Raw genomic sequence first — 23,212 nt, 5'->3', positions numbered from 1 at the left:
TCCGCGCGAGCCCGCGCATGGGCGCGATCCGAAGGCATATCGCCCGATGAAACATGCCGTAATGGAAAGAAATGGAAAGTTCTCCGCCGTCGCGACGACATGCACGTTGTGCTTAGAATCCATGCATGACTCCACATGTATTGATGGTCGACGATGACCCCGTCGTGCGCGATCACGTTCGCGATTATCTTCAGCAACACGGCTTCGACGTCTCCGTCCTGAGCGACGGCACGGACCTCAAACGCCGCGTGCAGGCGGCGCGCCCCTCGATGATCGTCCTCGACGTGATGATGCCGGGCAAGGACGGCATCAGCGCCTTGCGCGAATTGCGCAACGCTCACGACGATATCCCCGTGATCCTCCTGACGGCGCGTTCGGATGTGCTCGATCGCGTCATCGGCCTCGAGCTCGGCGCGGACGATTATCTCGGGAAGCCCTTCGATACGCGCGAGCTGCTCGCGCGCATCCGTTCGATATTGAGGCGCCGCGAGCCTGCTTCGCCGCTCGTGGCAAGCGCGCCGGAGATTCGCCCGAGTTATCGCTTCGGCCCGTTCGAGATGGACTTCGGCGCGCGCGAATTGCGCCGCGACGGCGAGCGTATCGCGCTGCGTTCCGGCGAATTCGCGCTCCTCAAGACGCTCGTGAAGAACGCGATGGTCGTGCTCACGCGCACGCAACTGAACGAACGGATGCGCGGCAACGGCGCGCATCGCGATCGCAGTCTCGATGTCGCGATCTGGCGTTTGCGGCGCCTGCTCGAAATCGATCCTTCCGAGCCGCGTTTCGTGCAGACCGTATGGGGCCAGGGCTATATCTTCGTGCCGCATGGCGATCCGGCCGAAGCCGGGCGCATCGCGGCGCGGGCGAGCTGACACGGCGCGCGGCGTCATCGTCAGAAGGTCAGCACGCTCATGAAGAGCCGCTGCAGCCAGCCCATCGTGGTCGAATCGGCCAGCATGCCGACGCCCGCCTGCTCGATGCGCGCATTCGCCACCTTGTTCGACGCGACATAATTGCCCGCCTCGATATCCTTCGGATTGACGATGCCCGAGAAGCGCAACTGGTCCTGATTGCCGCTCATCGCGATGATCTTGTCGCCCGCGACGACGAGATTTCCCCCCGGCAACGTGCCGATGACCGAGACCGCGAGCGTCCCGCTCATCGCGGACAGATTGCTCGTGCTGCCGTTGCCCTTGAAGGACGTCTCCGCCGAGCCGACGTTGAAGAGACGCGCAAGCCGCGCCGCCGCCCCGCTCGACTTGTCCGCGGCTTCCGCGCTGATGCTGCTGGAACGGCTCGCGCGGGCATCGGCGGAATTGCTGCCCTGATACGACTCGGCGAGACGAATGGTCAGCACGTCGCCGACCTTCTGCGCACGCGATGTCTCGTACAGCGACAGCGATGCTCCCGCCTGATAGATCGCGCCCAGCGTGTTGACGTTGACCGGCTGCGCGACGGCGGGCGCATACGTCGGCATCTCGACGATCGAGCGCGACCCGGACGACGAGCACGCGGCGAGCGCGAGCGACAGCATCGCGCATGGCAATGACGCCAGTTTCATGAACACTGCTCTCCTCTGATTCATGGCGTGTCGTGCACGGCGGCGAGACGCCATCGGTCGGTCGTCTCGCGCAGCCACGCTTCATAGGCCTTCAGCCGATAGATCACGCGCGCCGAAGCCGCCGCGCCGTTCGCTTCGAGCGTGATCGAGCTCGTCGCGTTCTCCCACGTGCGCGTCTGATAACCGTTCGCGCGTTCGACGCGGCTCCTGCCGAACTTCGCCGACAACGCCTGGGTGAAGTCATCGACCACGCGCGCATCGATCACGAACGACATGCGATAGAGCCGCGGCGATGCATCGCCGGGCATCGCCATGAAGCGCAGCACGTGATCGCGCGCGGGCGTGCCATCGACGACCGCGAGCGACTCGCTCCATCTGCCCTGCGTGCGATGCGCCCACTTGCATGCGATCGACAGGCTGTGCGCGTCGCGCAGCACCATGCCGAGCGAGGCCGCTTCGAGATCGGTGTCGCACACGGCGACGCTGCCGGGCGGCGTCGCGCGCGCGGGCTCGTCGCGGCGGAACGCGTCGAGCGGGATGCCGAGCCGCAGGCCGCGGAAATCGAAGGGCTTCTGCGCCGCCGCGAGCGCGGGCATCGCCATGCAGACGACGAGCGCGCAACGAAGAAACGTTTGCTTCATATCAGTCGATGGCGGTGGCGCACGCATCGAAGGGCGTGGACGCGGCATGACCCACAACCGGCACGATCTTCAGCGCCGCCGATGTCACGCGGCACGGCAGCGCCGCGAGCGCGCAGCCGTCGAACAGGAACGGGCATGCCGCGACAGCGGCGCACGCGAGCGCGAAACGAAAGGACGTCCGCATGATTCACGCGGTCGTATCGACGTGATTGCCCAGATGAGCGGGATTGCTCGGCGTCGCCTTCGCGTTCGCGTTGCCCGTCTCGACTGTTGGGACATCGGCGTTGCGCTTGATGGGCAGCGTATGCGACGACGCTTGCGTCGTGTGGGGTGCGGTCGTGCCGGTGACGTTCATGCTGCGCTCCTTGAAGATGATCGGACCGTTGCGGATTGCAACGCGGGGCCATCTTCCTCGAGCGCGCGACACGACGATCGCGCAAGAAAACGCGGCTTTTCGCGAGTGCTTACGAGGCGTTACTTCGCCATTACCGATTCTTCCCGCGCCGGTGATTCTCATGCTGCGATGCAACCGGCGGCGCGAGATGGTATGACTGTTTCGGGCGGAAAAGCGGGTTAACGTGAATAAAAAGAGCCCCGATAGCTTCATATAGTCAATCTATCTCGGCGCCATCGAAATGAAAGTCAAAAACCCAAATACCGGAATGGAACGAGATAAATAGAAGAACCAATTAAAAAGTTATTCCAGAATCATTCGAACAAGACCGAATAAATAGCCAACGGATGGAGGAACCACTGACATGAAACGCCGCACCGTGTTAGTCGCGATGGCCGCCGCGCCCTTGAGCGCGATGCTTCCGCTACCCGCCTTCGCGCAGAAACCCATCGTGCTCGGCTTCGCGCAGGTGGGCGCCGAAAGCGAATGGCGCACCGCGAACACCGAGTCGATCAAGTCCAGCGCGAAAGAGGCCGGCATCGAGCTGAAGTTCTCCGACGCCCAGCAGAAGCAGGAAAACCAGATCAAGGCGATCCGCTCGTACATCGCGCAGAAGGTCGATGTGATTGCGTTCTCGCCCGTGGTCGAAACGGGCTGGGAAACCGTGCTCGTCGAAGCGAAGAACGCGAAGATTCCCGTCGTGCTGACGGATCGCGCGATCAGCAGCAAGGATGAGTCGCTCTATGTGACCTTCATCGGCTCGGACTTCACCGAGGAAGGCCGCAAGGCGGGCCGCTGGCTCGTCGAGAAGGAGAAAGGCGTTCCGGGGCCGATCAATATCGTCGAATTGCAGGGCACGGTGGGCTCCGCGCCTGCCATCGATCGCAAGAAGGGCTTCGAGGAAATCATCAAGTCCGATCCGAAGTTCAAGATCATCCGCTCGCAGACCGGCGATTTCACGCGCGCGAAGGGCAAGGAAGTGATGGAAGCTTTTCTCAAGGCCGAGGGCAAGAAGATCAACGTGCTCTACGCGCACAACGACGACATGGCGATCGGCGCGATCCAGGCGATCGAGGAAGCGGGCATGAAGCCGGGCAAGGACATCATCATCATTTCCGTCGACGGCGTGAAGGGCGCATTCGAAGCGATGATGGCGGGCAAGCTCAATGTATCGGTCGAATGCTCGCCGCTGCTCGGGCCGCAACTCATGTCCGTGGTGAAGGACATCAAGGCGGGCAAGCCGGTGCCGAAGCGCATCGTGACGCAGGAAAGCATCTTCCCGATGGAGGTCGCGGCGAAGGAATTCCCCAATCGTAAATACTGAGCGTAAATACTGATCTCCGATGACATCGCCCGTACTGGAACTGCGCGGCATCGACAAGCGCTTCGCCGGCGTGCATGCGCTGCAGGACGTGAGCCTCACCCTTTATCCGGGTGAGGTTCACGCGTTGATGGGGCAGAACGGCGCGGGCAAGTCGACGCTCATCAAGGTGCTGACGGGCGTCGTGAGTCTCGACGCCGGCGAGATTCTGCTCGATGGCCGCGCGATACATCCCGATTCGCCGCTCGACGCGCAGAAGCTCGGCATCAGCACGGTCTATCAGGAGGTGAATCTCTGCCCGAATCTTTCCGTGGCGGAGAACATCTTCGCCGGATACTTTCCGCGACGCGGCGCGCTGCATGGCTATCGCATCGACTGGGACGCGACCCACCGGCAGGCGCGCGAACTGCTCGGGCGCATCGGGCTCGATATCGACGTGACGCGCGTGCTGACGAGCTATTCGGTCGCTGTGCAGCAGATGGTCGCGATTGCGCGGGCGTTGAAGCTGTCGTCGAAAGTATTGATTCTCGACGAGCCGACCTCCAGCCTCGACGACGACGAAGTGCGCCGCCTCTTCGATGTGCTGCGCCGTTTGCGCGGCGAGGGGCTTGCGATCCTCTTCGTCACGCACTTTCTGAATCAGGTCTACGCGATCTCCGACCGCATCACGGTGCTGCGCAACAGCAAGCGCGTCGGGGAATGGCGCGCGAGCGAACTGGGCACGCAAGCGCTGATCGCGGCGATGCTCGGCCGCGAGCTGGCCGCCGCGCAGGCACGCCAGGCTCCGCCCGAAGAGACTGAAGCGAGCGCCGCGGACACCGCCCTGCTCGACGCCGTGCGCCTCGGTCAGAAGGGACAATTGCAGCCGCTCGATCTGCGCGTGCGTGCGGGCGAAGTGGTCGGCGTGGCGGGCCTGCTCGGGTCCGGGCGCACCGAACTCGCGAAGCTGCTCTTCGGGCTGGAAAAGCCCGATGAAGGCGAATTGCGCATCGACGGCGCGCCGGTTTCGTTCGCGACACCCGCGCATGCGATTCGTCACGGCATCGCGTTCTGTCCCGAGGAGCGCAAGGCGGACGGCATCGTCGCGGAGTTGTCGCTGCGCGAGAACATCGCGCTCGCGTTGCAGGCGCGGATGGGCGCGCGGCGCTGTCTCACGCGCGCGCAACAGAACGCGCTCGCCGAGCGCTTCGTGCGCGCGCTCGGCATCAAGGCCGCGACGCTCGACATGCCCATCGGCCTGCTTTCCGGCGGCAATCAGCAAAAGGCGCTCATCGCGCGATGGCTCGCCACCGAGCCGCGTCTGCTGATTCTCGACGAGCCCACGCGCGGCATCGACGTGGCGGCGAAGCAGGAAATCATGGACGAGATACTCCGGCTCGCATCGACGGGCATGGCCGTGCTGTTCATCTCGTCGGAGATCGCGGAAGTGGTGCGTATCGCGAACCGCATCGTCGTGCTGCGCGACCGGCGCAAGGTGGGCGAGCTGCCCGCCGGAACGAGCGAGGACACCGTGTGCGAAATGATCGGAGCCGAACATGGATGACACCGCCCGACAGGGAATGCTTCGTTCGATGATGGAGCATCGGCTCGGCTGGCCGCTCGTCACGCTCGCGCTGCTGCTCGCGTTGAACGCCGCGTTCAATCCGGGCTTTCTGCATGTCGAATGGCGCGATCATCATCTATACGGCAGTCTCGTCGATATCCTCAATCGAGCGGCCCCGCTCGCGGTCGTCGCGCTCGGCATGACCATCGTGATCGCGACGCGCGGCATCGATATCTCCGTGGGCGCGGTGGTCGCCATCGCGGGCGCGGTGGCCGCATGGACTATCGGCGGCTCCATCTCCGGCAATGTCACGCGCTTTCCGCTGCCGGTGGTGATCGTGGCCGCGCTCGGCGTCGCATTGTTGTGCGGGTTGTGGAACGGCCTGCTCGTCGCGCGCGCGGGCATGCAGCCGATCATCGCGACGCTGATCCTGATGGTCGCGGGCCGCGGCATCGCGCAGCTCATCACGAGCGGCCAGATCATCACGATCTACTACACGCCTTATTTCTTTTTCGGCGGCGGCTATTTTCTCGGCGTGCCGGTGTCGATACTGATCGTCGCGCTCGTGTTCGCGCTGCTCTATCTCGCGATCACGCGCACTGCGCTCGGGCTCTTCCTGCAAGCGATCGGCATCAATCCGACCGCCGCGCGTGTCGCGGGCGTGCAGGCGAGAAGGCTCACGCTCGGCGCGTATGCGTTCAGCGGCCTGTGCGCGGGCGTCGCGGGCATTCTCATCAGCTCGAATGTGAAGAGCGCGGACGGCAACAACGCGGGCCTGCTGCTCGAACTCGACGCGATTCTCGCCGTCACGCTCGGCGGCACCGCGCTCACCGGCGGGCGCTTCACGCTAGCGGGCAGCGTGATCGGCGCGCTCATCATCCAGACGCTCACGTATCTGATCTATTCGCTCGGCGTGCCGCCGGAGGTGAATCTCGTGGTGAAGGCGATCGTCGTGTTCGCGGTGATGATGCTGCAATCGGGCGAGTTCCGCGCGACGGTCGCGAAGTTCGCGCGCCGCCCCGCGCTTTCCGATCGCGAGGTGCGCCGATGAACTCGGGCCTGCCCAAGCCGCGCAGCGTCGCGCTCACGCATCGTCGCGACAGCGACGCGCCGTCGCGCAAGCTTTCGCAGAGCCGCTATCTGCCGCTTGCCGCGACGGTGTCGCTGTTCATCGCGATATCCGTGCTCGGCTCCGTGATGTACACGGGCTTCTTCTCGCCGCAGGTCTTTCTCAATCTGCTGATCGACAATGCGTTTCTGATCGTCGTTGCGGTGGGCGAGACGTTCGTGATTCTGTCGGGCGGCATCGACTTGTCGGTCGGCTCGGTCATCGCGCTCACGACGATGGTCTCCGCCGCGCTCGTCGAGAAAGCGGGCTGGCATCCGCTCGTCGTGATTCCGCTCGTGCTCGCGATGGGCACCGCGTTCGGCACGTTGATGGGCTGGCTGATCGCGCGCTTTCGCCTGCAGCCGTTCATCGTCACGCTCGCGGGCATGTTCCTCGCGCGCGGGCTGTGCTATCTCATCAGCATCGATTCGATCAGCATCACCGACCCGTGGTACGCAGCCGTTTCGCAGATTCGCATACCGGTGATGAGCGGCGCATCGCTGTCGCTCGGCGCGGTCATCGCGCTCGTCGTGCTCGCGCTCGCGGTGTTCGTCGCGCACTACACGCCGTTCGGGCGCACGCTCTATGCGGTCGGCGGCAATCCGCATTCTGCGCTTCTGATGGGCCTGCCCGTGAATGCGGCAACCGTCGGCGCCTATGCGCTCTCGGGCTTCTGCTCGGCGCTCGGCGGCGTGCTGTTCACGTTCTACATGCTATCGGGCTATGGCCTGCACGCGATGGGACTCGAACTCGATGCGATCGCGTCGGTCGTCATCGGCGGGACGCTGCTGACGGGCGGCGTCGGCTATGTGATCGGCACGCTGTTCGGCGTGCTTCTGCTCGGCATCATTCAAACGCTGATCTCGTTCGACGGCTCGCTGAGTTCGTGGTGGACCAAGATCGCGGTCGGTGCGCTGCTGCTCGTGTTCTGTCTGTCGCAGCGTGCGTTCGGCGATCGCGCCGCTGTCAGACGCTGACGAGCGCCGACGAAAGATATGGACTATCGCCATCCACAGCCCCGCAAGAGCATGCACGCGCGCATCGTGCAGGAGCTCGGCATCGACATCGTGAGCGGCAAGCTCCAGCCGGGCGATCGGCTGCCCGCCGAGGCGAAGCTGTGCGAAGCGTATGGCGTGAGCCGGCCCGTGCTGCGCGAAGCGACGCGCGTATTGGTCGCGAAGGGGCTCGTGTTGTCGAAGCCGCGTCTGGGCAGCGTCGTGCGTCCGCGCGACGAATGGCACACGCTCGATCCCGATGTGCTCTTCTGGACCATCAACAGCGTGCACGAGGGCGCGTTCTTCGAGTCGCTGCTCGTGGTGCGCAGGATCGTCGAACCGGCTGCGGCGGCACTCGCCGCATCGAACGCGACGGAAGACGATCTCGCGCGCATTCGCGACGCCTATGAGCGGATGTCGCACGCCGCCACGCCCGACGCGTTGCTCACGCCCGATCTCGAGTTCCATCGCGCGATCATGACGGCGACGCATAACGACATGCTGATGTATATCGGGCACATGCTGTCGCTCGCGCTGTCGGAATCGATCAAGCTGACGAGCCGTCATCCGGATACGCACGCGCTGTCATTGCCACGTCACAAGGCGATTCTCACCGCCATCACGAATCATGATCCGCTCGGCGCGCGTCACGCGAGCCTCGTGCAGCTCGACAATGCACAGGCCGATGCGGAAAGCGTGCTCTCGGCGGTGTATCAGGAATAGCCGTTACGTGCTGCGCCGCCATGCGTTGTCGTTCAATGCGTTCTTCAGCGCATCCACGGACCATTGTTCATCGAGCGCCTGTCTGAGCAACGCCTGCTGACTCTTCGGCGCAAGACCGCCGACGGGCGGATCACGATCGAGATTCGTCGGGAACGCATAGCCTTCCGCGCACGACGCAATGACGGCATCGATCTCCGCATCGCTCATCTGTCCCGTCGACTTGTAATCGAGCAGCACCGGATAAACCGCTTCGCACATGCGCGCGCGATCGAGCGATTCCATCGCGCGGCCATACGCCGATGACACTTGCAGCAGATTCGCCATGCGCTGCACGTCGCGCGTGCGATTCGCGCCGGCCGCATGAAAGAGCGCCGGACTGAAGAAAAGCGCATCGCCTTTCTCCAAAGGCAACTGCACGTAATGCGCTTCGAAATACTCGCGAAAGTCCGCGCGACGCCAGGCGACATAGCCGCGCGCATAGCGTTGCGAGCATGGCAGCAGCTTCGTCGGACCGCTTTCGACAGGCATGTCGCTGTGCGCGACCGCGCCCTGCAGCGTGAGAAACGGCGACATCGCATGAACGTGCGCGGGATAGCGCCGCACTTCCTCGGCCGTCTGAAAGCCGAGGTGATAGTCGCGATGCGCCTGTTGCGCGTCACCACCCGGCCGCACCACATTCACCTGCGAGGTCATTTGAAAGCCGGGGCCGAGCCACGCCTGTGCCGCGCACTCGATGAACGGATTGGCGAAGTAGCGCGCGAACACGCGCGGCGCCTTCAGACAGAGCTTTTCCTGCGCATTCCAGATGCGGTCGTTCGCGCCGGCTTTCGCGAAATGATCGGCGCCGCTCGTGCCGTCCTCGCGCTCCTGCCGGATGATCGATTCGAAAATCGCGGTGGCTTCGTCGACCGGCGCGGTGTCCGCATAAGCGCGCTTCAGCACGAGCACGCCCGCACCATCGCGCAGCACCGTGGCCCATTCCGCCTGCAATGCCATGCGTTTCGATGAATCGCTCAACGCATCGGCGAGCGCGCCGCAGTCATAGAGCGGAATCTTCCGTTGGATATCGGCGGCGGATGCGGGCTTGAGCGCATCGTGCGCCACGAGGCTCGCAAATTCGTCGAGCGAGCAGCCGCTTTCCGTGTACCAGTTCGTCTCGTTCATGTCGCGCTCCGTTTTCTACAAGCATAGCGGCAAGCGCGGCGCGTGGACGATCATCGACGCATCAAAAAACCATCAAGCTTCGCCGACGCTCACTTCAACGGATCGTGGCCCCAGTTCATCAGCGAGTAACGCCAGTGCGAATGCTCGATCTCATGCGGCCTTTGCGCGAGGTGCCGCTTGATATAGCCGATCACCTTGCGCATGTGCGCGTAATCGCCGTCGGTGAGATCGGCCTTCTTCTTGCCGAGAATGTCGATGATGTGCCTTCCCGACTTGTGCCCCACCGATTCACCGCCGCCGTGCTTCTGTCCGACTTCGCGCGACTCGTCGGTCGCGAGCCACTTCTCGAGCTGCGCGGGCGTCATGTTGACGAGATCCTTGAAAGCGTCGTAGGTCGCGGCGTGATCATCGTCCGTCGATTGTCCATGCTTCGCCGCATGGGCGCTGGAATGGTGCGGGGCCGTCATGGGCTGCCTCCTTCGTCGAGCGATTCGCGTGCCGACGATTCAGCAAGCATCACGCCCGCTTCAGGTACTGCTCCAGGAACTCGACGAACACCCTCACCTTTGCCGACAGATTCAGACGCTCCGGATAGATCGCGTAGATATCGGCGGGCGGCATGGACCAATCTGCCAGCACGCGCTTGAGCGCGCCCGTATCGATGAACGGCTCCGCATCCCATTCCGAGCGCACCAGCACGCCGTGGCCATCGAGCGCCCAGCGCAAGGTCGCCTCACCGTCGTTGCTGCTCATCGTGCCGTGAACCTTCACGGTCTCGTGGCGCTTTCCCTTCGTGAAATGCCAGGTGCCATACGCGGTGTCGTTCTCGCGCAGCACGATGCAGTGATGGCCGCGCAGGTCATCAGGTTCTTTAGGCGTGCCGTGCGCCTTCAGATACGCGGGCGACGCGCAGACGAAGCGCCGGTTCGCCGCGATCTTTCTGCCGACCACGCGCATGTCCGGCAATTCGCCGAAACGGATGCCGACATCGAATGCGAACTCCGCGAGGTTCATCGGGCGATCGGTGAGATCGAGCTGCACCTCGACTTCCGGATAGGCCCGGCGAAACGCCGACAGCGCCGGCGCGATCTGGCGCCGCCCGAAGCCGAACGTCGCGTTCACCTTCAGCAGGCCGCGCGGCAGATCGCGACTGCTCGACACCATGCGCTCAAGCTCCTGCACCTGCTCCAGCAAGCGCGAGCCGGTGCCGAGATAGAGCTCGCCTTCCTGCGTCATCGCGAGCCGCCGCGTCGTGCGGTTCAGCAGCTTCACGCCGAGACGTTTCTCCAGTTGACTCAGGCGCGCGCTCACTGCGGGCGGCGTCACGCCGAGGTCTCGCGCGAGCGCCGACAAGCTGCCTTGCGTGACGAGCCGCGCGAAGAACTCCAGATCCGCAATCGAGTTCATTTTTAAATCCAGCTTAACAATAGGTTAAAGCAGTCTGCATTTTACGGTCCATGTTATCGAATTACACTGGCTTCGACTTACCTAAGGCTCAACGGAGACAGCATGGGACAGACGCTTTATCGAAAGATCGTGGACAGCCACACGGTTTTTCGTGTCGATGACGAGCACGTCGCGCTCTACGCCGACCTGCACATCATGAACGAGTACACGAGCCCGCAGGCGTTCGCGGGCCTCGCCGAAAAGAACCTGCCGGTGCGCTGCCCGGAGAAGCAGATGGGCGTCGTCGATCACGTGATTCCGACGCATCCCGTCGCCGTCGACAAGCGCACGATCATGATCGACGCCGCCGCGCAACAGGCCGCGAACTTCACGCGCAACTGCGTGAAGCACGGCATTCATCTGTTCGACGTGCGCGATCGCGCGCAGGGCATCGAGCATGTGGTCGCGCCGGAAATCGGGCTGATCCGCCCCGGCATGGTCGTGCTGTGCGGCGACAGCCACACGACCACCTATGGCGCGCTCGGCGCGCTGGGCTTCGGCATCGGCACGTCCGAGGTGGAGCACGTGCTCGCGACGCAGACGCTCGTGTATCGCGTGGCGAAGGACATGCGCATCGTCGTGGAAGGCGCGTTGCCCGATGGCACGACCGCCAAGGATCTCGTGCTTTACATCATCGCGAAGATCGGTGCGCAAGGGGCACGCGGCTTTGTCGTCGAATATGCGGGCAGCGCGATCGACGCGCTTTCCGCCGAAGCGCGCATGACCCTGTGCAACATGACGGTCGAAGCGGGCGCGCGCGGCGCGTTGATCGCGCCCGACGAGACGACGATCCGCTATGTCGCCGAGCGCATCGAAGCCGATGCTTTCGTCGCGCAATGGAAGCAACTCAAGTCCGATGACGATGCGACCTTCGACATCACGCATCGCTTCGATGCGAGCGAGGTCGCGCCGTTCGTCACCTGGGGCACGAGCCCCGATCAGGCGATTGCGATCGATGCGCGCATTCCCCGTCTCGCCGATGAACCCGTGGCACATCACAACGCATCGAAGGCGCTCACGTACATGGGCCTCGATGCGGACCAGGCGCTCGACGGCCTCGCGATCGATCACGTGTTCATCGGCTCGTGCACGAATGCGCGCATCGAAGACTTGCGCGCCGTCGCCGATGTCGTGCGCGGCCGCAAGGTCGCGCCTTCCGTGCGCGCCATGGTCGTGCCCGGCTCCGGCATGGTGCGCGAACAGGCGGAACGCGAAGGCATCGCGCAGGCGTTGATCGACGCGGGCTTCGAATGGCGCCAGCCCGGCTGCTCGATGTGCCTCGCGATGAACGATGACATCCTGCAAGCCGGCCAGCGCTGCGCTTCCACGACCAACCGCAATTTCGAAGGACGCCAGGGACGCGGCGCCCGCACTCACCTGATGAGCCCGGCAATGGCCGCCGCCGCCGCGATCGCGGGCCGCATCGTCGATGTACGCAAGGAGTTCCAGCATGTCTGAGCACGCAACACTGGCGGGCATCGCCGCGCCGCTTCCCCTGAACAATCTCGATACCGACCAGATCATGCCGAAGCAGTTTCTGTTCGGCATCGATAAATCCGGTCTCGCGCGCGGCGTGCTGCATGACTTGCGTTTCGATGCATCGGGCAAGGCGCGTGAAGAGTTCGTGCTGAACAGGCCCGAATACGAAGGCGCGCGCATTCTCGTGACGGGCGCGAACTTCGGCTGCGGATCGAGCCGCGAGCATGCCGTGTGGGGCTTGCAACAGGCCGGCATCGATGCGGTCATCGCGCCGAGCTTCGGCGAGATCTTCTACTTCAATGCGCAGAACAACCGGCTGTTGCTCATTACGCTCGATGAATCCGTCGTCGCGAAACTGAGCGCGCATGTGAGCGATGCGAACACGAATCGACTGAACATCGACGTCGCGAATCAACGCGTGACGACGAGCGACGGCGTGCATTACGCGTTCGATCTCCCGCCGCGGCAAAAACGCATGTTCATCGAAGGCCTCGACATGATCGGCATGACGCTCGCGGACAGCGACGCGATCCGCGCGTTCGAAGCGAGGCACGAGGCCGCTCATCCGTGGATGCAGATCGACCTTCCGAAGCAACGCAAGACTCAGGCGGCGTAACGCAGCGAAGCCCGAACAAGAGACGCCTGAGCGTCCCGCGCCGCATCATCCTCAAATCAGGAGACACCTCATGGAAAGCCCTTCGCTACGCACGGGCGCAGCGCCGCTCGGCCTGCGCGCCCGTTTCTCGATGCTGACCGTCGGCGGCATGCCGCTCGCGATGTTCGCGGCGCTCTCGCTCGTGACGATACTCGCCGCGATCACCGGCAAACTTCCGAACGACATGATCGGCGGTTTCGCCGTGCTGATGCTATCGGGTCTTTTGCTCGGCGAGATCGGCAGACGCATTCCGGTGTTCAGGCATATCGGCGGCCCCGCGATCCTGTGCCTCTTCGTGCCTTCCGCGCTGCTCGGCTACAAGCTGATGGACGACGCCGCGCTCAAGGCCATCACCACGACGATGAAGACCGCGAACCTGCAATACCTCTATATCGCGTGTCTCGTCGCGGGCAGCATCCTCGGGATGAATCGCAAGATCCTGATTCAAGGCTTTCTCAAGATGTTCGTGCCCCTGCTCGTCGGCACGGTGACGGCGATCGCGGCAGGCGTGGCCGCCGGCCTCATGTTCGGCTATGACCCGAAGCACACGTTCTTCTATATCGTGATGCCGATTCTCGGCGGCGGCATCGGCGAAGGCATTCTGCCCTTGTCGATCGGCTATGCGGAGATCACCGGCGCGGCGCAAGGTCATCTCATCGCGATGATGGTGCCCGCGGCGCTCATCGGCAATGTCGTCGCGATTCTCGCGAGCGGGCTGCTCAAGCGCTTCGGCGAAAAGCATCGCGCCTATAGCGGCGACGGCATGCTCGTGAAGAGCGGCGACGATCAGGCGCTCCTGAAAGAGCAGAAAGCGGAGGCGGCGCTCGATCTGCGCCTGATGGGCTTCGGCCTGCTGCTCGGCTGCACGCTCTTCATTCTCGGCATGCTGCTCGCGCCGGTCACGGGCATTCCGGGCCCCGTGCTGATGATCGTCGCGGCAGCCGTTCTGAAGGTCGCGCGCGCCATTCCGGAACGCATGGAAATCGGCGCGTATCAGATCTACAAGTTCATGTCGACGAATCTCACCTTCGCGATTCTCGTCGGTCTGGGCACGCTCTTCGTGTCGTGGGACAAGCTCGTCGGCGCATTCTCGCTCGCATACTTCGTGATTTGCGCATCGACGGTCGCGGCGATGGTCGTGTCGGGCTTTTTCGTCGGCGCATGGCTGAAGATGTATCCCGTCGAGGCCGCGATCATCACCGCGTGCCACAGCGGACTCGGCGGCACGGGCGATGTCGCGATTCTCTCGTCGTCGAACCGCATGGGACTCATGCCCTTCGCGCAGATCTCGACGCGCATCGGCGGCGCGGGCATGGTCGTGTTCGCCACGCTGATGATGAAGTTGTTCGGATGAGACAGGAATGCGCCGCGCTCACGAATCAACTTATCATCATGATAAGCAAGTGATAGAGTACACGACGTAGCGGGCATGACAAGACGGAACCTGAGAGAGAAAGCCAAGGCGCCCCCGAGACGATCGGGGGCGTAATTACGGTTCCCGGCCGTTGTCCGCTTCCGGGCGGCGCGGCATCGGCAAAAAATGCAGTACGGCCTTGAGCGTGTAGATGACGATCATCGTGCCGGACAGATCGCCGACGAACATCGCGAAGAATCGCGACGCGATGTTCTGCGCATCGCCCTGAAGATAGAACCAGATGTTATGCAGCAGCGGGCCGGCGAGCGCGTAGGCGAGGGTGAGCACCATCAGCCGCGCCGCAGTCAGATTCGATAACGACGCGTCGAGTCCATAGATTTCACGCGCCAGCCGATATACGGCATAAGGCGCGGCGGTCGCGATGATCCCGCCCACGAATGACCTGAGCGGATCGTTGGGAAAGAAATAGAAGAAATCGACGATCCAGCTTACGATCAGCAGCCCGATTGCACCATCCGCGCCGAGCAGAAGCGTGCTGAGAAGCCGAACGCCCGCCGGGAGATAGACCCAGTTCACGCCGCGCACGAATTCCGAATGGGTAAAGATTTCCTGATTGACCCAGAGCGACGCGATAAAAAAGAGCGCTGTGCCGACGACGGAGCACAGGCGGAGTTGAAAGGAAGACATTGGCGGCGAGCCAGTTGAGCGGCGGCGGAGCGCTCATCTTACCGCAGCGCCGCGCGCGCTTATACCGCGCCTACGCCGCGCTTATGCCGCGCTTATGCGCCGTGCTTCGCCTTTTGGCATCTCGCCGCGCTTCGGCGACGAGGTGAGTTGCTGCGCGATTCGCTCCAGCTCATCGAGCAGCGCGCTCAATTCCGCACGCTGCTCCGGCGCGATGGCGGGCGCGTGCCGAAGCGCCTCGATGCGCTCGCGCCAGTACGACACCGGCCACGCCGCGCTGCGATGCCAATGCCGCGAGGGGATCATTCTTGCGAGATGCCCGATTTCCTGCTCGATGAAATGCGCTGTGATGTAGGTGAAGTTGCGTTCTTGAGTCACGCCCATGTCCCCGAAATTCGCTCAGGCAAGAGAGCATTGCGCCCTGCTTCCGATCGCCCTGATTCGATACGCCATGTTAGCACTTACTTATCATGGTGATAAATACTTGGCTTTTCCTCATGTAGCGCTTTTTGGCAGATGCTATGATTGATTCGCATTCACTTCTCATGATTGTTCATGGCCAAAAAGACCGTTTTCGATGCCTATTTCCGCTTCCTGAATCTCGCGCAGGCGGTGCAGGCATTGCCTTCGGTGCCCAAGCTCGATGCCGCCGAGGAACGCTTGCTCGAAGCGCTCACGGCCTCATGGCATGCGGGACATACGCTCACGGTCACGGAGACCATGGGGCTGTCCGTCGCGGGTGCGCCCGCAACCGTGCATCGCAAGCTGACGAACCTGAGAAAGCGCGGTCTCGTGTCCGTCGAAGAAAGCAGCGACGATCTGCGCATCAAGACCGTCGTGCCGACGCGCAAGGCGTTGGATTATTTTGAAAAGCTGGCGGCGTGTCTCGAGGAAGCAAAGAAAAAGCGCTGAACGGCGCCTGAAGCCCTACCACGAAGCGGCGCCTCAAACGTTATAATCCGTCGCTTTCCGGCGTAACCACGCAGAAAGATTTTCCACTTAGGTCGATATCCCCATCGGAGAGCGGGACCGGCCCGCAGTGTCCGACAGCCTCCGTAGCAATCGCAGGTGTTGTGCTGCATCAGTCTGCGATTGTCATGTCTTTCTCGCATTTCGAAGCCGTCCATTGCCGTCGTGTGTCGATGGCCGTGCGCCTGTTCGTCGCGAGCGCCTGCGCGTTTCCCGCGATCGGCGCCCGCGCGGACGAGGACAACCCGAACGCCCAACAGCTCGCGCCCATCGTCGTCAGGGCCGAAAAGCAGCCCGCGCCCGAGCAGCGCACGCCGATCGCGATGAGCGTCTATGGCCCGTCGTTCATCGACAATGTCGGCGTCAGCGATATCAAGTCGCTCGCGTCGATGGCGCCGGATCTCAACTACGCGCAAGTGCAGACCGTCGTGCCGGTGCTGACGATCCGCGGGATATCGAGCCGCGACACGACCGAGATCGGCGATCCTTCAGTCGTCGTGGTGACCGACGGAAGCTCGAACAATCGCCCGTATGCGCTTTCCGGCACGCTCTACGATCTCGATCACATCTCCGTGCTGCGCGGCCCGCAAGGCACGCTCTACGGCCGCAATGCGGTGGGCGGCATCGTCGATATCGTGACGGCGAAGCCCACGACGCGATTCGAAGGCAGCGCATCCGTCGATCTCGGCAACTACGCCACGCGCAATCTGGAAGCGATGATCAACGTGCCGGTGAACGACGTGCTGCAGTTTCGCGTCGCGGCCATTTCGCGCCGCCACGACGGCTACCTGAACAACGCGCCCCAAGCGGACGGCGACGACGAGAATACGCGCTCGGGGCGGCTCACCGTCGCGCTCCGGCCGGCGTCGCATCTGCGCATGCTCTTCACCGCGCAGCAGACGACGTTGAAGGGCGTCGGCCCGGTCTCGCTCGACATTCCCTATATCTACGATGCGAACGGCGATCTCTCGCACGCGAAGCCGCCCTTCCCCGCCGATCCGCGCACGTTCACCTATGCGACGCCGCAATCGCTCAGCATCGACGATACGGTCGCGCGCTGGAGCGTCGCTTACGATTTTCCCGGCGTCGAGCTGAGCTATACGGGCAGCTACGACAATCTGACCTGGCGTCATGACGGCGACAGCAGCACGAGCCCCGATGCGCCCGTGTCGTACCGGCAGAACGAGTTTCCGAAGACGCAGAATCACGAAGTGCGCGTGAGCTCGCTCGGCGACGGACGATGGTCGTGGCAGGCGGGCGTGTCGTACTTTCATGAAGCGTCGTCGCTGTATAGCGCGAACGAATCGCCGTTCGACAACGGCATCTATCAGCCGACGCTCGCGTTCGCTTACGGCGTCCACACGACATCCACCGCCGTGTATGGCCAGTCGTCCTACTGGGTGACCGACAAGATCAGGCTGACCGCGGGCATGCGCGTGACGCGCGATCAAAAAAGCCGCGACGGTCAATACTTCTTCGCGGATTCCGATCAGCTGCCCTTCGTCTATACGCATGTGCCGCAGAACGACGCGGGCTCATGGTCGAAGCCGACCCTCCACCTCGCCGCCGAATATGCGCCCACGTCCGCGGTGATGAACTACGTGCGCTACGACACCGGTTATAAGTCGGGCGGCTTCTCGTCGTCGGGTTCGTATGCGCCGGAGACGTTGAAGGGCATCGAGATCGGCACGAAGTCGCTGTGGAATGCGCAGCGCGTGCAGATCAATGCGAGCGTGTTCGACTACGACTACTCGGGCCAGCAGATCGCGCAGCTCGTGCCGTTCGCGGATGGCCGCGTCGGCACGAAGATCGTCAACGCCGGGCGCACGCACATCTATGGCGCGGATGCCGATATCCGCGCGCTCGTCGATCCCATCGGCCTCGTGACCTTGTCGGTGGCATGGCTGCATGCGCGCTTTACCGATTTCATCGTCGATGACGGCAGCGGCCAGAACGTGCAGCTCGCCGGCAACGCGCCGCCGCAAAGCCCCGCGATGACGATCGGCCTCGGTCTCGAACATGCGTGGACGATGGCGGCCGGGCGCATCATCGGCAGGATGAATGCGAAGTTCCAGAGCGGCCAGCACTTCACGATCTACAACTACGGCGACGATTATCAGAAGCCGTATCTGACAGCCGATCTTTCGGCGACATGGATACCGAGCCAGAAGAACGTCGAGTTGATGGCGTACGTGCGCAACGTGACCAATGCGCGCGTTTTCACGGCCGCCGAGGAATACACCTTCGATAACTCGTATCGCTACGCGTTCGCCGCGCCGCGCACGTTTGGCGTCAAGGCGACTTACTTCTGGTGACGGGCGCGCGAGCGCGCTCGAAACACCTCACGCCTCAGGCCCGCTCGCGAACGCCGCGCCTTCCTGCTCCAGCCACGAGCGAAACAGCACGATCAGATCGTCGCCGGCTTTTTCATCGGCAACATAGGTGCAGTAGCTGCGCGACGGCAGACGCGGCGCCGCGAACGGCGCGACGAGCCGGCCCGCGGCGAGATCGTCGGCGACGAGCGCGGTCGGTCCCATCGCGATGCCCATGCCGTCGACCGCCGCCTGCAAGGTCAGATAGAAGTGATCGAAGGTCAGCACCGCCGCGGGCACGAGCGAAGGGACGTTCGCCTGCGCGAGCCAGTCCGGCCAGACGCGCGGCAGGCTCGACGTATGCAGCAGCGTGTGCCGCCGCATGTCTTCAGGCGTTCGCAAGGGCACGCGCCGCAGCAGCGCGGGACTGCATACCGGCAAGCGCGCCTCCGACAGAAAAGGCCGCATGACGTAGCCATAGAACGTGTCGGGGCCGCCCCGGATCACGATGTCGTAGGCATCTTTCAGCCTTTCCACCGGCTCGTTCGATGTCTCTATCCGCACCTCGACATCCGGATGACGCGCGCGGAACTTCTCCAGTCTCGGCACGAGCCAGCGCAAGGTGAACGTCGCGAGCGAATTCACGGTGAGCGTACGCGATACGGCTTCCGACAAGCCATAGCGCGCGGTGGCCTGCGAAAGCTGATCGAAGAGCGGACCGACGTCCGCGAGATAGACGCGCGCCGCCGGTGTCAGCACCACGCGCCGGTTGTGGCGCTCGAACAGCGTCGCACCGAGCCACGCCTCGAGCAGCCGCACCTGCTGGCTGATTGCGCCTTGCGTCACGTGCAGTTCTGCCGCGGCTTGCTTGAAGCTGCCGAGACGGCCCGCGGCTTCGAAAGCGCGCAGCGCGTTGAGCGATGGCAATGGCGATCTCATTCGAAAGAGATTTTCTAACGCGACCGCGCAATTTTAATGGTTTGTTGCCCGCCTACAAGATAGATATTCTACGAATCATCTGTCACATCAGCGAAACAAAGCGCATGTTCAGCTATACCGGCGGTGTCGTCCTTTTTGCAGCGGTGCTGCACGCGAGCTGGAACGCGATGCTTCACGGCAATCGCGACCGCTTCCTCTCGATGACCTGGATGAGCATCGCCATCGGGGTCGTCTCCGCGTGCGTCGTGCTGTACCTGCCGTTGCCGCCGAAAGCCGCGTGGCCGTATATCGTCGCCTCGGGTCTGGTGCACATCGTCTATAACGTGAGCCTCGTGCGCTCGTATCGTCGCGGCGATCTCGCGCAGGCTTATCCGATCGCGCGCGGCTCATCGCCGATGCTCGTCACGCTCGGCGCGGCGATCTTCGCGCACGAGGCGATCGGCCCGCTGCACGCGCTCGGGATCGCGCTGATATCGGGCGGCATCATGGCGCTCGCGTTGCAAGGCGGCCGCGTGTCGCGCGCGGGCGCGCTCGCCGCGTTGACCACGGGCGTGACCATCGCGATCTATACCGTCATCGACGGCATCGGCGTGCGTCTCTCCGACGGCGAAGCGCTCACCTACACCGCGTGGATGTTCATGTTCTACTGGCTCATGCCGGTGATCTTCGTCGCGAAGCGCGGCGCTCCCGCGCTCTGGTCCCCGCTTACGGAAACGCCGATGGCCGTGGGCTCGTCGCTCGCGGGCGGGCTCGTGTCGATCGCCGCCTACGGCATCGTCATCTGGGCGATGCAGGCCGGCGCGATGGGCGCGGTTTCCGCGTTGCGCGAGACGAGCGTCGTGTTCGCGGCGCTCATCGGGCGCGTGTTTCTCCAGGAGCCGGTCAGCGCGAAACGCTGGCTGGCGTGCGTGGTCGTCGCGGCCGGGGCGGTCTGTCTGGGCCTGTGAGGCATCGCCGCGACGCGCGGCCCGAGCATTTCACGATACGGAATTGAGGTCCGTTTCTCGAAAATTTGCGCTGCATGGCAGCACGGCGCGGGTTGCACATCGGACAACAGGCTTTCTCATCATGAAATATCGCCTTTAACGCATTGATTTCTCTATGTTTTTATTTGGTGCGCGGCGCCACGCACCGATGCTGCCCGTCGCCGTTTCTTCGATAACCTCTTATACAAGAGGTGCACGTTCGCCGCTGCGAACCGCCCAGTGCTTTCCAATCACGCTGGAGAAACGCGATGCAGAATGTCTATATCGAACCGATGCCGAAGGGCCAGTGGGGACCGATCGACGGCTATGCCCTCGAATTCCACGACGGCACGAGAATCACGCAGCAGGTTTATCGCTCGGAGCGGCTCGCCGTCGACGAGATCAAGCTGCGCGGCTATTCGCCCATGCTGGCGAAGGTGCGTATCACCGACAAGACCGTCGACGACCACTGGCAAGCCGCCGAGTAACCATCGCAACGCGCTTCGCGTGTCGCGCGAAGCGCATCCTCATCGAGCTTTCCTCTCTTCAGTCCGCGCTAGTTGTTCTTCTTGCTGGGTTTCCAGCTGTCGTCGGCTGTCATGGCGGGTTTGACGGGCGCGGGAATGGCCGTCACTTTCTGGAAATCCTTCGTTCCGGATTTCGCTTGCGCGGCTTCGGGATGAGCGGGCGCCTTGCTCGCTTGCCGTTGCTTCGGCTCCGCGCGCTTCGGCTCGACGCGTTTCTGTTGCGCTTTCGACGCCTGGCGCTGCGTCGTCCCTGCGCACGCGCGATCCGATTTTTGCGGGCACGCGGCGGCGGCTTTGGAAGCGGTCTTTTGCGGGCGCACCGTGCGGGCCGCCGGAGGCTTCGTTTCGATCGGGCGTTGGGAAGCCACCGGTTGATGCGTGCTGTCCTTGCTCGACGCGACCACCGGAATCAACGGCGAAGCAGTGTGAACCGGAGAAGTCGGCGCATCGGGAGATCGGGCTTCCAAGACTCTGTCGGCAACATCCATCTTCGGAGCGACCTGACGGACGGTTCCCGCGACCGCGACAGGAACCGCTCCGGCGCGCGGCGCGGACGGCTGATGTTCGAAGTAGCCGCGCACGAGAACACATGCGCCGATCACGACGCCCGCCATTGCGACGGTGGCCAGCATGGAATTCGACCTGCGCGGCGCTTCGAGCACGGACACACGGTCGACCGCGGGCGCGGGCAAACGCGCTTCATATCCGGCACGGTTCGGGAAGCACTCGACGCGGTTCACATCGGTCAGTTCGAGCAGATGGCGCCTCGCGCCGCGCGACGCTTCGACCGCCTGCACCGCCGTTATTGCGCCGCTCGTGAGCACCGCGCCGTGGCGATCGGCGCCGCAGTATGGGCACGAATTCTCCTCCACGGAGGAAAGCGTCTCGCATCTGGGGCAGATCACGGAATAAAGCGACAGTGAGCCGCTTCGCTGGTCCATCGTCACACTCCGTCCGAATCATTTCGGAAGGCCGATCGACAATCAGCGATCGCCCGCAAGCATGCATACGGATCACCGTAGCACACCGGACAGTGTTTCGAAAGCGCTAACAAAGGCATCGAACCGCGCGCAATCATCAGGTGAATCGAGCATCGATGTCGATGCTTGCGAGCGCGTTCGACGGTCGCGAAAAGAGCGTATTCGGCAGTTCTTCTCGCGACGGTCGAGCCTCGATATCCCCGCAAATCGTTCGTACCTCGAAACGCCGATAGCGCCCGCCATCCGCCACCGCGAATCAAATCGCGTTCGCGTACTGCCCTCTCGCGCCCTTCATCGCGCTGCAGATCGCGCCCACATGGCGATGATCCGTGCCGCAGCATCCGCCCACCACGTTCAGGCGCGGCAGCAACCCATTCAACGCGCGATATTGCGCGCCGAGTTCCTCGGGATTGCCGTCGTCGAGATCGGCGGCTTCGTCGAGTTCGGCATGACTCAGCCGTGAAGCGTTCGCGCGGATGCCATGCACGCGGTCCCGCCATGCGCCGCCATCGCCCAGCACGGTTTCGAAATGCGACGGATGCGCGCAGTTGATCATGTAGTACGCGGCATAGGCATCCGTCTGCGCATCGGCGCGCTCGATGACATCGCGCAACGCGTCGCCCGAAGGCAGGCGTCCGTCGGTCTCCAGCGTGAACGAAATCGCGACGGGCATGGCGCGCGAGCGCGCGGCATCGATCACGCCGATGCCCTCTTCCGGATACGTGATCGTGAACGCCGCGATCATGTCGGCTTCCGTCGCCGCGAGCGTGTCGATCTGCGGCTGGTGATACGCTCGCGCTTCTTCGCGCGTCATGCGTGAATCGATGCGATACCCATCGCCGCGCGGGCCCAGACATCCGCTGATGACGATGGGCGTGTCCGGCGACTCGAACTCGTCGCGCACCCGCACGAGCAGATCGATCGCGCGCCGGTTGGCTTCCGCGAGCGCTTCGGCCGAATAGCCCAGCTTGCGGCCCCAGTCCGCATTCGCGCGCCAGGTCGGCGCTTCGAGCACGAGACCGATGCCCTCGCTTCGCGCGAGGCCCGCATAGCGCCGGAAATAGGTTTCGAGGCGCGCCGTGCCCGCAGCGTCCTTCAGGAGATCGAACGCGGCGAAGCAAGGCAGCTCGATGCCTTCGTGAAAGATCAGCGTCGTTTCGATGCCGCCGTCGGTCATGAAAAGCGCGTCGTCGAGCTGCGGAAGGTGCGTGCGGTACTGGCTCATGGTCTTGCTCCGTCAACGAGGTCACGTCAGGAAGTGCGCCGGCAATGTCCAATGAAAGAAGGAGCTACAACACGCTCGCCCGCGCGCCCGTCGCTGCGATGCGCGCTGGCGCGAACGCCTTCCTTACACTTTAATAACATTGCGACGGACCCACGATACGACCGGCGCCCGCATGACGCCAAAGCCATTTCGGCAACTTACCGGAC

At 63.5% G+C, this 23,212-nt stretch carries 25 protein-coding genes; 13 read left to right on the top strand and 12 right to left on the bottom strand.

Annotated features, from left to right (window positions below; all coding sequences use genetic code 11):
- Positions 1-125: 125 nt before the first annotated feature.
- Entirely contained in the window at positions 126-872 is a 747-nt protein-coding gene (locus AWB78_RS19025; RefSeq protein ID WP_062607014.1) for a response regulator, read from the top strand.
- Between the two features lie 20 nt (positions 873-892).
- On the opposite strand, the gene AWB78_RS19020 is transcribed toward AWB78_RS19025, so the two are convergent.
- Genes AWB78_RS19020 through AWB78_RS46580 form a run of 4 tightly spaced genes read right to left on the bottom strand, consistent with a single transcriptional unit; the run spans position 893 to position 2,557 of the window.
- Positions 893-1,561 (bottom strand): flagellar basal body L-ring protein FlgH, encoded by a 669-nt coding sequence (locus tag AWB78_RS19020; RefSeq protein ID WP_062607013.1) that lies wholly within the window; start codon positions 1,559-1,561, stop codon positions 893-895.
- Between the two features lie 20 nt (positions 1,562-1,581).
- On the bottom strand, positions 1,582-2,202 hold the full coding sequence (locus AWB78_RS19015; RefSeq protein ID WP_062607011.1) for a hypothetical protein: 621 nt from the start codon (positions 2,200-2,202) through the stop codon (positions 1,582-1,584).
- A gap of 1 nt (position 2,203) precedes the next feature.
- On the bottom strand, positions 2,204-2,386 hold the full coding sequence (locus tag AWB78_RS19010) for a DUF6726 family protein (RefSeq protein ID WP_062607009.1): 183 nt from the start codon (positions 2,384-2,386) through the stop codon (positions 2,204-2,206).
- A gap of 3 nt (positions 2,387-2,389) precedes the next feature.
- Positions 2,390-2,557 (bottom strand): hypothetical protein, encoded by a 168-nt coding sequence (locus AWB78_RS46580; RefSeq protein WP_157697552.1) that lies wholly within the window; start codon positions 2,555-2,557, stop codon positions 2,390-2,392.
- Positions 2,558-2,960: 403 nt separating this feature from the next.
- Between AWB78_RS46580 and AWB78_RS19005 the strand changes: the two genes are divergently transcribed.
- From AWB78_RS19005 to AWB78_RS18985, 5 genes are read left to right on the top strand one after another with little or no spacing between them, the layout of a single operon-like run.
- Positions 2,961-3,920: an ABC transporter substrate-binding protein gene (locus AWB78_RS19005; RefSeq protein WP_062607008.1), complete on the top strand. Its 960-nt coding sequence runs from the start codon at positions 2,961-2,963 to the stop codon at positions 3,918-3,920.
- Between the two features lie 19 nt (positions 3,921-3,939).
- Complete coding sequence (locus AWB78_RS19000) at positions 3,940-5,460, top strand: sugar ABC transporter ATP-binding protein (protein ID WP_062607007.1); 1,521 nt, start codon at positions 3,940-3,942, stop codon at positions 5,458-5,460.
- Entirely contained in the window at positions 5,453-6,511 is a 1,059-nt protein-coding gene (locus tag AWB78_RS18995) for an ABC transporter permease (protein WP_062607005.1), read from the top strand. Before AWB78_RS19000 ends, AWB78_RS18995 begins: the two co-directional genes overlap by 8 nt.
- On the top strand, positions 6,508-7,545 hold the full coding sequence (yjfF, locus tag AWB78_RS18990; RefSeq protein WP_062607004.1) for a galactofuranose ABC transporter, permease protein YjfF: 1,038 nt from the start codon (positions 6,508-6,510) through the stop codon (positions 7,543-7,545). Before AWB78_RS18995 ends, yjfF begins: the two co-directional genes overlap by 4 nt.
- 18 nt (positions 7,546-7,563) lie before the next feature.
- Positions 7,564-8,286: a FadR/GntR family transcriptional regulator gene (locus AWB78_RS18985; RefSeq protein ID WP_062607003.1), complete on the top strand. Its 723-nt coding sequence runs from the start codon at positions 7,564-7,566 to the stop codon at positions 8,284-8,286.
- 3 nt (positions 8,287-8,289) lie between these two features.
- Here the strand turns inward: AWB78_RS18985 and AWB78_RS18980 are convergent, their stop codons facing one another.
- From AWB78_RS18980 to AWB78_RS18970, 3 genes are all read right to left on the bottom strand, one after another.
- A complete protein-coding gene (locus AWB78_RS18980; RefSeq protein WP_062607002.1) occupies positions 8,290-9,450 on the bottom strand; it encodes a phytanoyl-CoA dioxygenase family protein in 1,161 nt (386 codons plus the stop codon).
- 89 nt (positions 9,451-9,539) lie between these two features.
- The gene (locus AWB78_RS18975) at positions 9,540-9,917 is read right to left on the bottom strand and encodes a DUF3140 domain-containing protein (RefSeq protein ID WP_074173473.1); all 378 of its coding nucleotides are present in this window, start codon (positions 9,915-9,917) and stop codon (positions 9,540-9,542) included.
- 49 nt (positions 9,918-9,966) lie between these two features.
- Positions 9,967-10,857 carry a LysR family transcriptional regulator gene (locus AWB78_RS18970; RefSeq protein WP_062607000.1) on the bottom strand — a complete coding sequence of 297 codons (891 nt, stop codon included), beginning with the start codon at positions 10,855-10,857 and terminating at the stop codon, positions 9,967-9,969.
- Between the two features lie 102 nt (positions 10,858-10,959).
- On the opposite strand from AWB78_RS18970, the gene leuC reads away from it, so the two are divergent.
- From leuC to AWB78_RS18955, 3 genes are all read left to right on the top strand, one after another.
- Entirely contained in the window at positions 10,960-12,354 is a 1,395-nt protein-coding gene (gene leuC, locus AWB78_RS18965) for a 3-isopropylmalate dehydratase large subunit (protein WP_062606999.1), read from the top strand.
- Entirely contained in the window at positions 12,347-12,991 is a 645-nt protein-coding gene (leuD, locus tag AWB78_RS18960; RefSeq protein ID WP_062606997.1) for a 3-isopropylmalate dehydratase small subunit, read from the top strand. Before leuC ends, leuD begins: the two co-directional genes overlap by 8 nt.
- Positions 12,992-13,061: 70 nt before the next feature.
- Positions 13,062-14,384, top strand: coding sequence for a 2-hydroxycarboxylate transporter family protein (locus tag AWB78_RS18955; protein WP_062606994.1), 1,323 nt, complete (start codon positions 13,062-13,064; stop codon positions 14,382-14,384).
- Between the two features lie 135 nt (positions 14,385-14,519).
- Here the strand turns inward: AWB78_RS18955 and AWB78_RS18950 are convergent, their stop codons facing one another.
- Together AWB78_RS18950 and AWB78_RS18945 are read right to left on the bottom strand one after the other, a co-directional pair.
- Positions 14,520-15,092, bottom strand: a complete 573-nt coding sequence (locus tag AWB78_RS18950; protein WP_062606992.1) for a hypothetical protein — start codon at positions 15,090-15,092, stop codon at positions 14,520-14,522.
- Positions 15,093-15,173: 81 nt separating this feature from the next.
- Entirely contained in the window at positions 15,174-15,467 is a 294-nt protein-coding gene (locus AWB78_RS18945; protein WP_157697551.1) for a hypothetical protein, read from the bottom strand.
- A gap of 177 nt (positions 15,468-15,644) precedes the next feature.
- Here AWB78_RS18945 and AWB78_RS18940 point away from each other — a divergent pair, with 177 nt between their 5' ends.
- Positions 15,645-16,001 (top strand): winged helix DNA-binding protein, encoded by a 357-nt coding sequence (locus AWB78_RS18940; protein WP_062606988.1) that lies wholly within the window; start codon positions 15,645-15,647, stop codon positions 15,999-16,001.
- 185 nt (positions 16,002-16,186) lie between these two features.
- Positions 16,187-18,373 (top strand): TonB-dependent receptor, encoded by a 2,187-nt coding sequence (locus tag AWB78_RS18935; protein WP_157697550.1) that lies wholly within the window; start codon positions 16,187-16,189, stop codon positions 18,371-18,373.
- 27 nt (positions 18,374-18,400) lie between these two features.
- On the opposite strand, the gene gcvA is transcribed toward AWB78_RS18935, so the two are convergent.
- Entirely contained in the window at positions 18,401-19,309 is a 909-nt protein-coding gene (gene gcvA, locus AWB78_RS18930) for a transcriptional regulator GcvA (RefSeq protein WP_062606984.1), read from the bottom strand.
- Positions 19,310-19,413: 104 nt separating this feature from the next.
- On the opposite strand from gcvA, the gene AWB78_RS18925 reads away from it, so the two are divergent.
- Both AWB78_RS18925 and AWB78_RS18920 read left to right on the top strand, forming a co-directional pair.
- Positions 19,414-20,256 (top strand): EamA family transporter, encoded by an 843-nt coding sequence (locus tag AWB78_RS18925; protein WP_062606982.1) that lies wholly within the window; start codon positions 19,414-19,416, stop codon positions 20,254-20,256.
- 287 nt (positions 20,257-20,543) lie between these two features.
- Positions 20,544-20,762: a hypothetical protein gene (locus tag AWB78_RS18920; protein ID WP_062606980.1), complete on the top strand. Its 219-nt coding sequence runs from the start codon at positions 20,544-20,546 to the stop codon at positions 20,760-20,762.
- A 68-nt stretch (positions 20,763-20,830) separates the two neighbouring features.
- Here the strand turns inward: AWB78_RS18920 and AWB78_RS18915 are convergent, their stop codons facing one another.
- Together AWB78_RS18915 and AWB78_RS18910 are read right to left on the bottom strand one after the other, a co-directional pair.
- Positions 20,831-21,742 carry a hypothetical protein gene (locus AWB78_RS18915; protein WP_062606978.1) on the bottom strand — a complete coding sequence of 304 codons (912 nt, stop codon included), beginning with the start codon at positions 21,740-21,742 and terminating at the stop codon, positions 20,831-20,833.
- 295 nt (positions 21,743-22,037) lie between these two features.
- Positions 22,038-23,006 (bottom strand): homocysteine S-methyltransferase family protein, encoded by a 969-nt coding sequence (locus tag AWB78_RS18910; protein WP_062606977.1) that lies wholly within the window; start codon positions 23,004-23,006, stop codon positions 22,038-22,040.
- Positions 23,007-23,212: the final 206 nt, after the last annotated feature.

The sequence above is a fragment of the Caballeronia calidae genome (assembly GCF_900044055.2).
Classification (GTDB): domain Bacteria; phylum Pseudomonadota; class Gammaproteobacteria; order Burkholderiales; family Burkholderiaceae; genus Caballeronia; species Caballeronia calidae.
The sequence above is the reverse complement of the archived record's forward strand: the minus strand, read 5'-3'. Positions and strand labels throughout refer to the sequence as shown.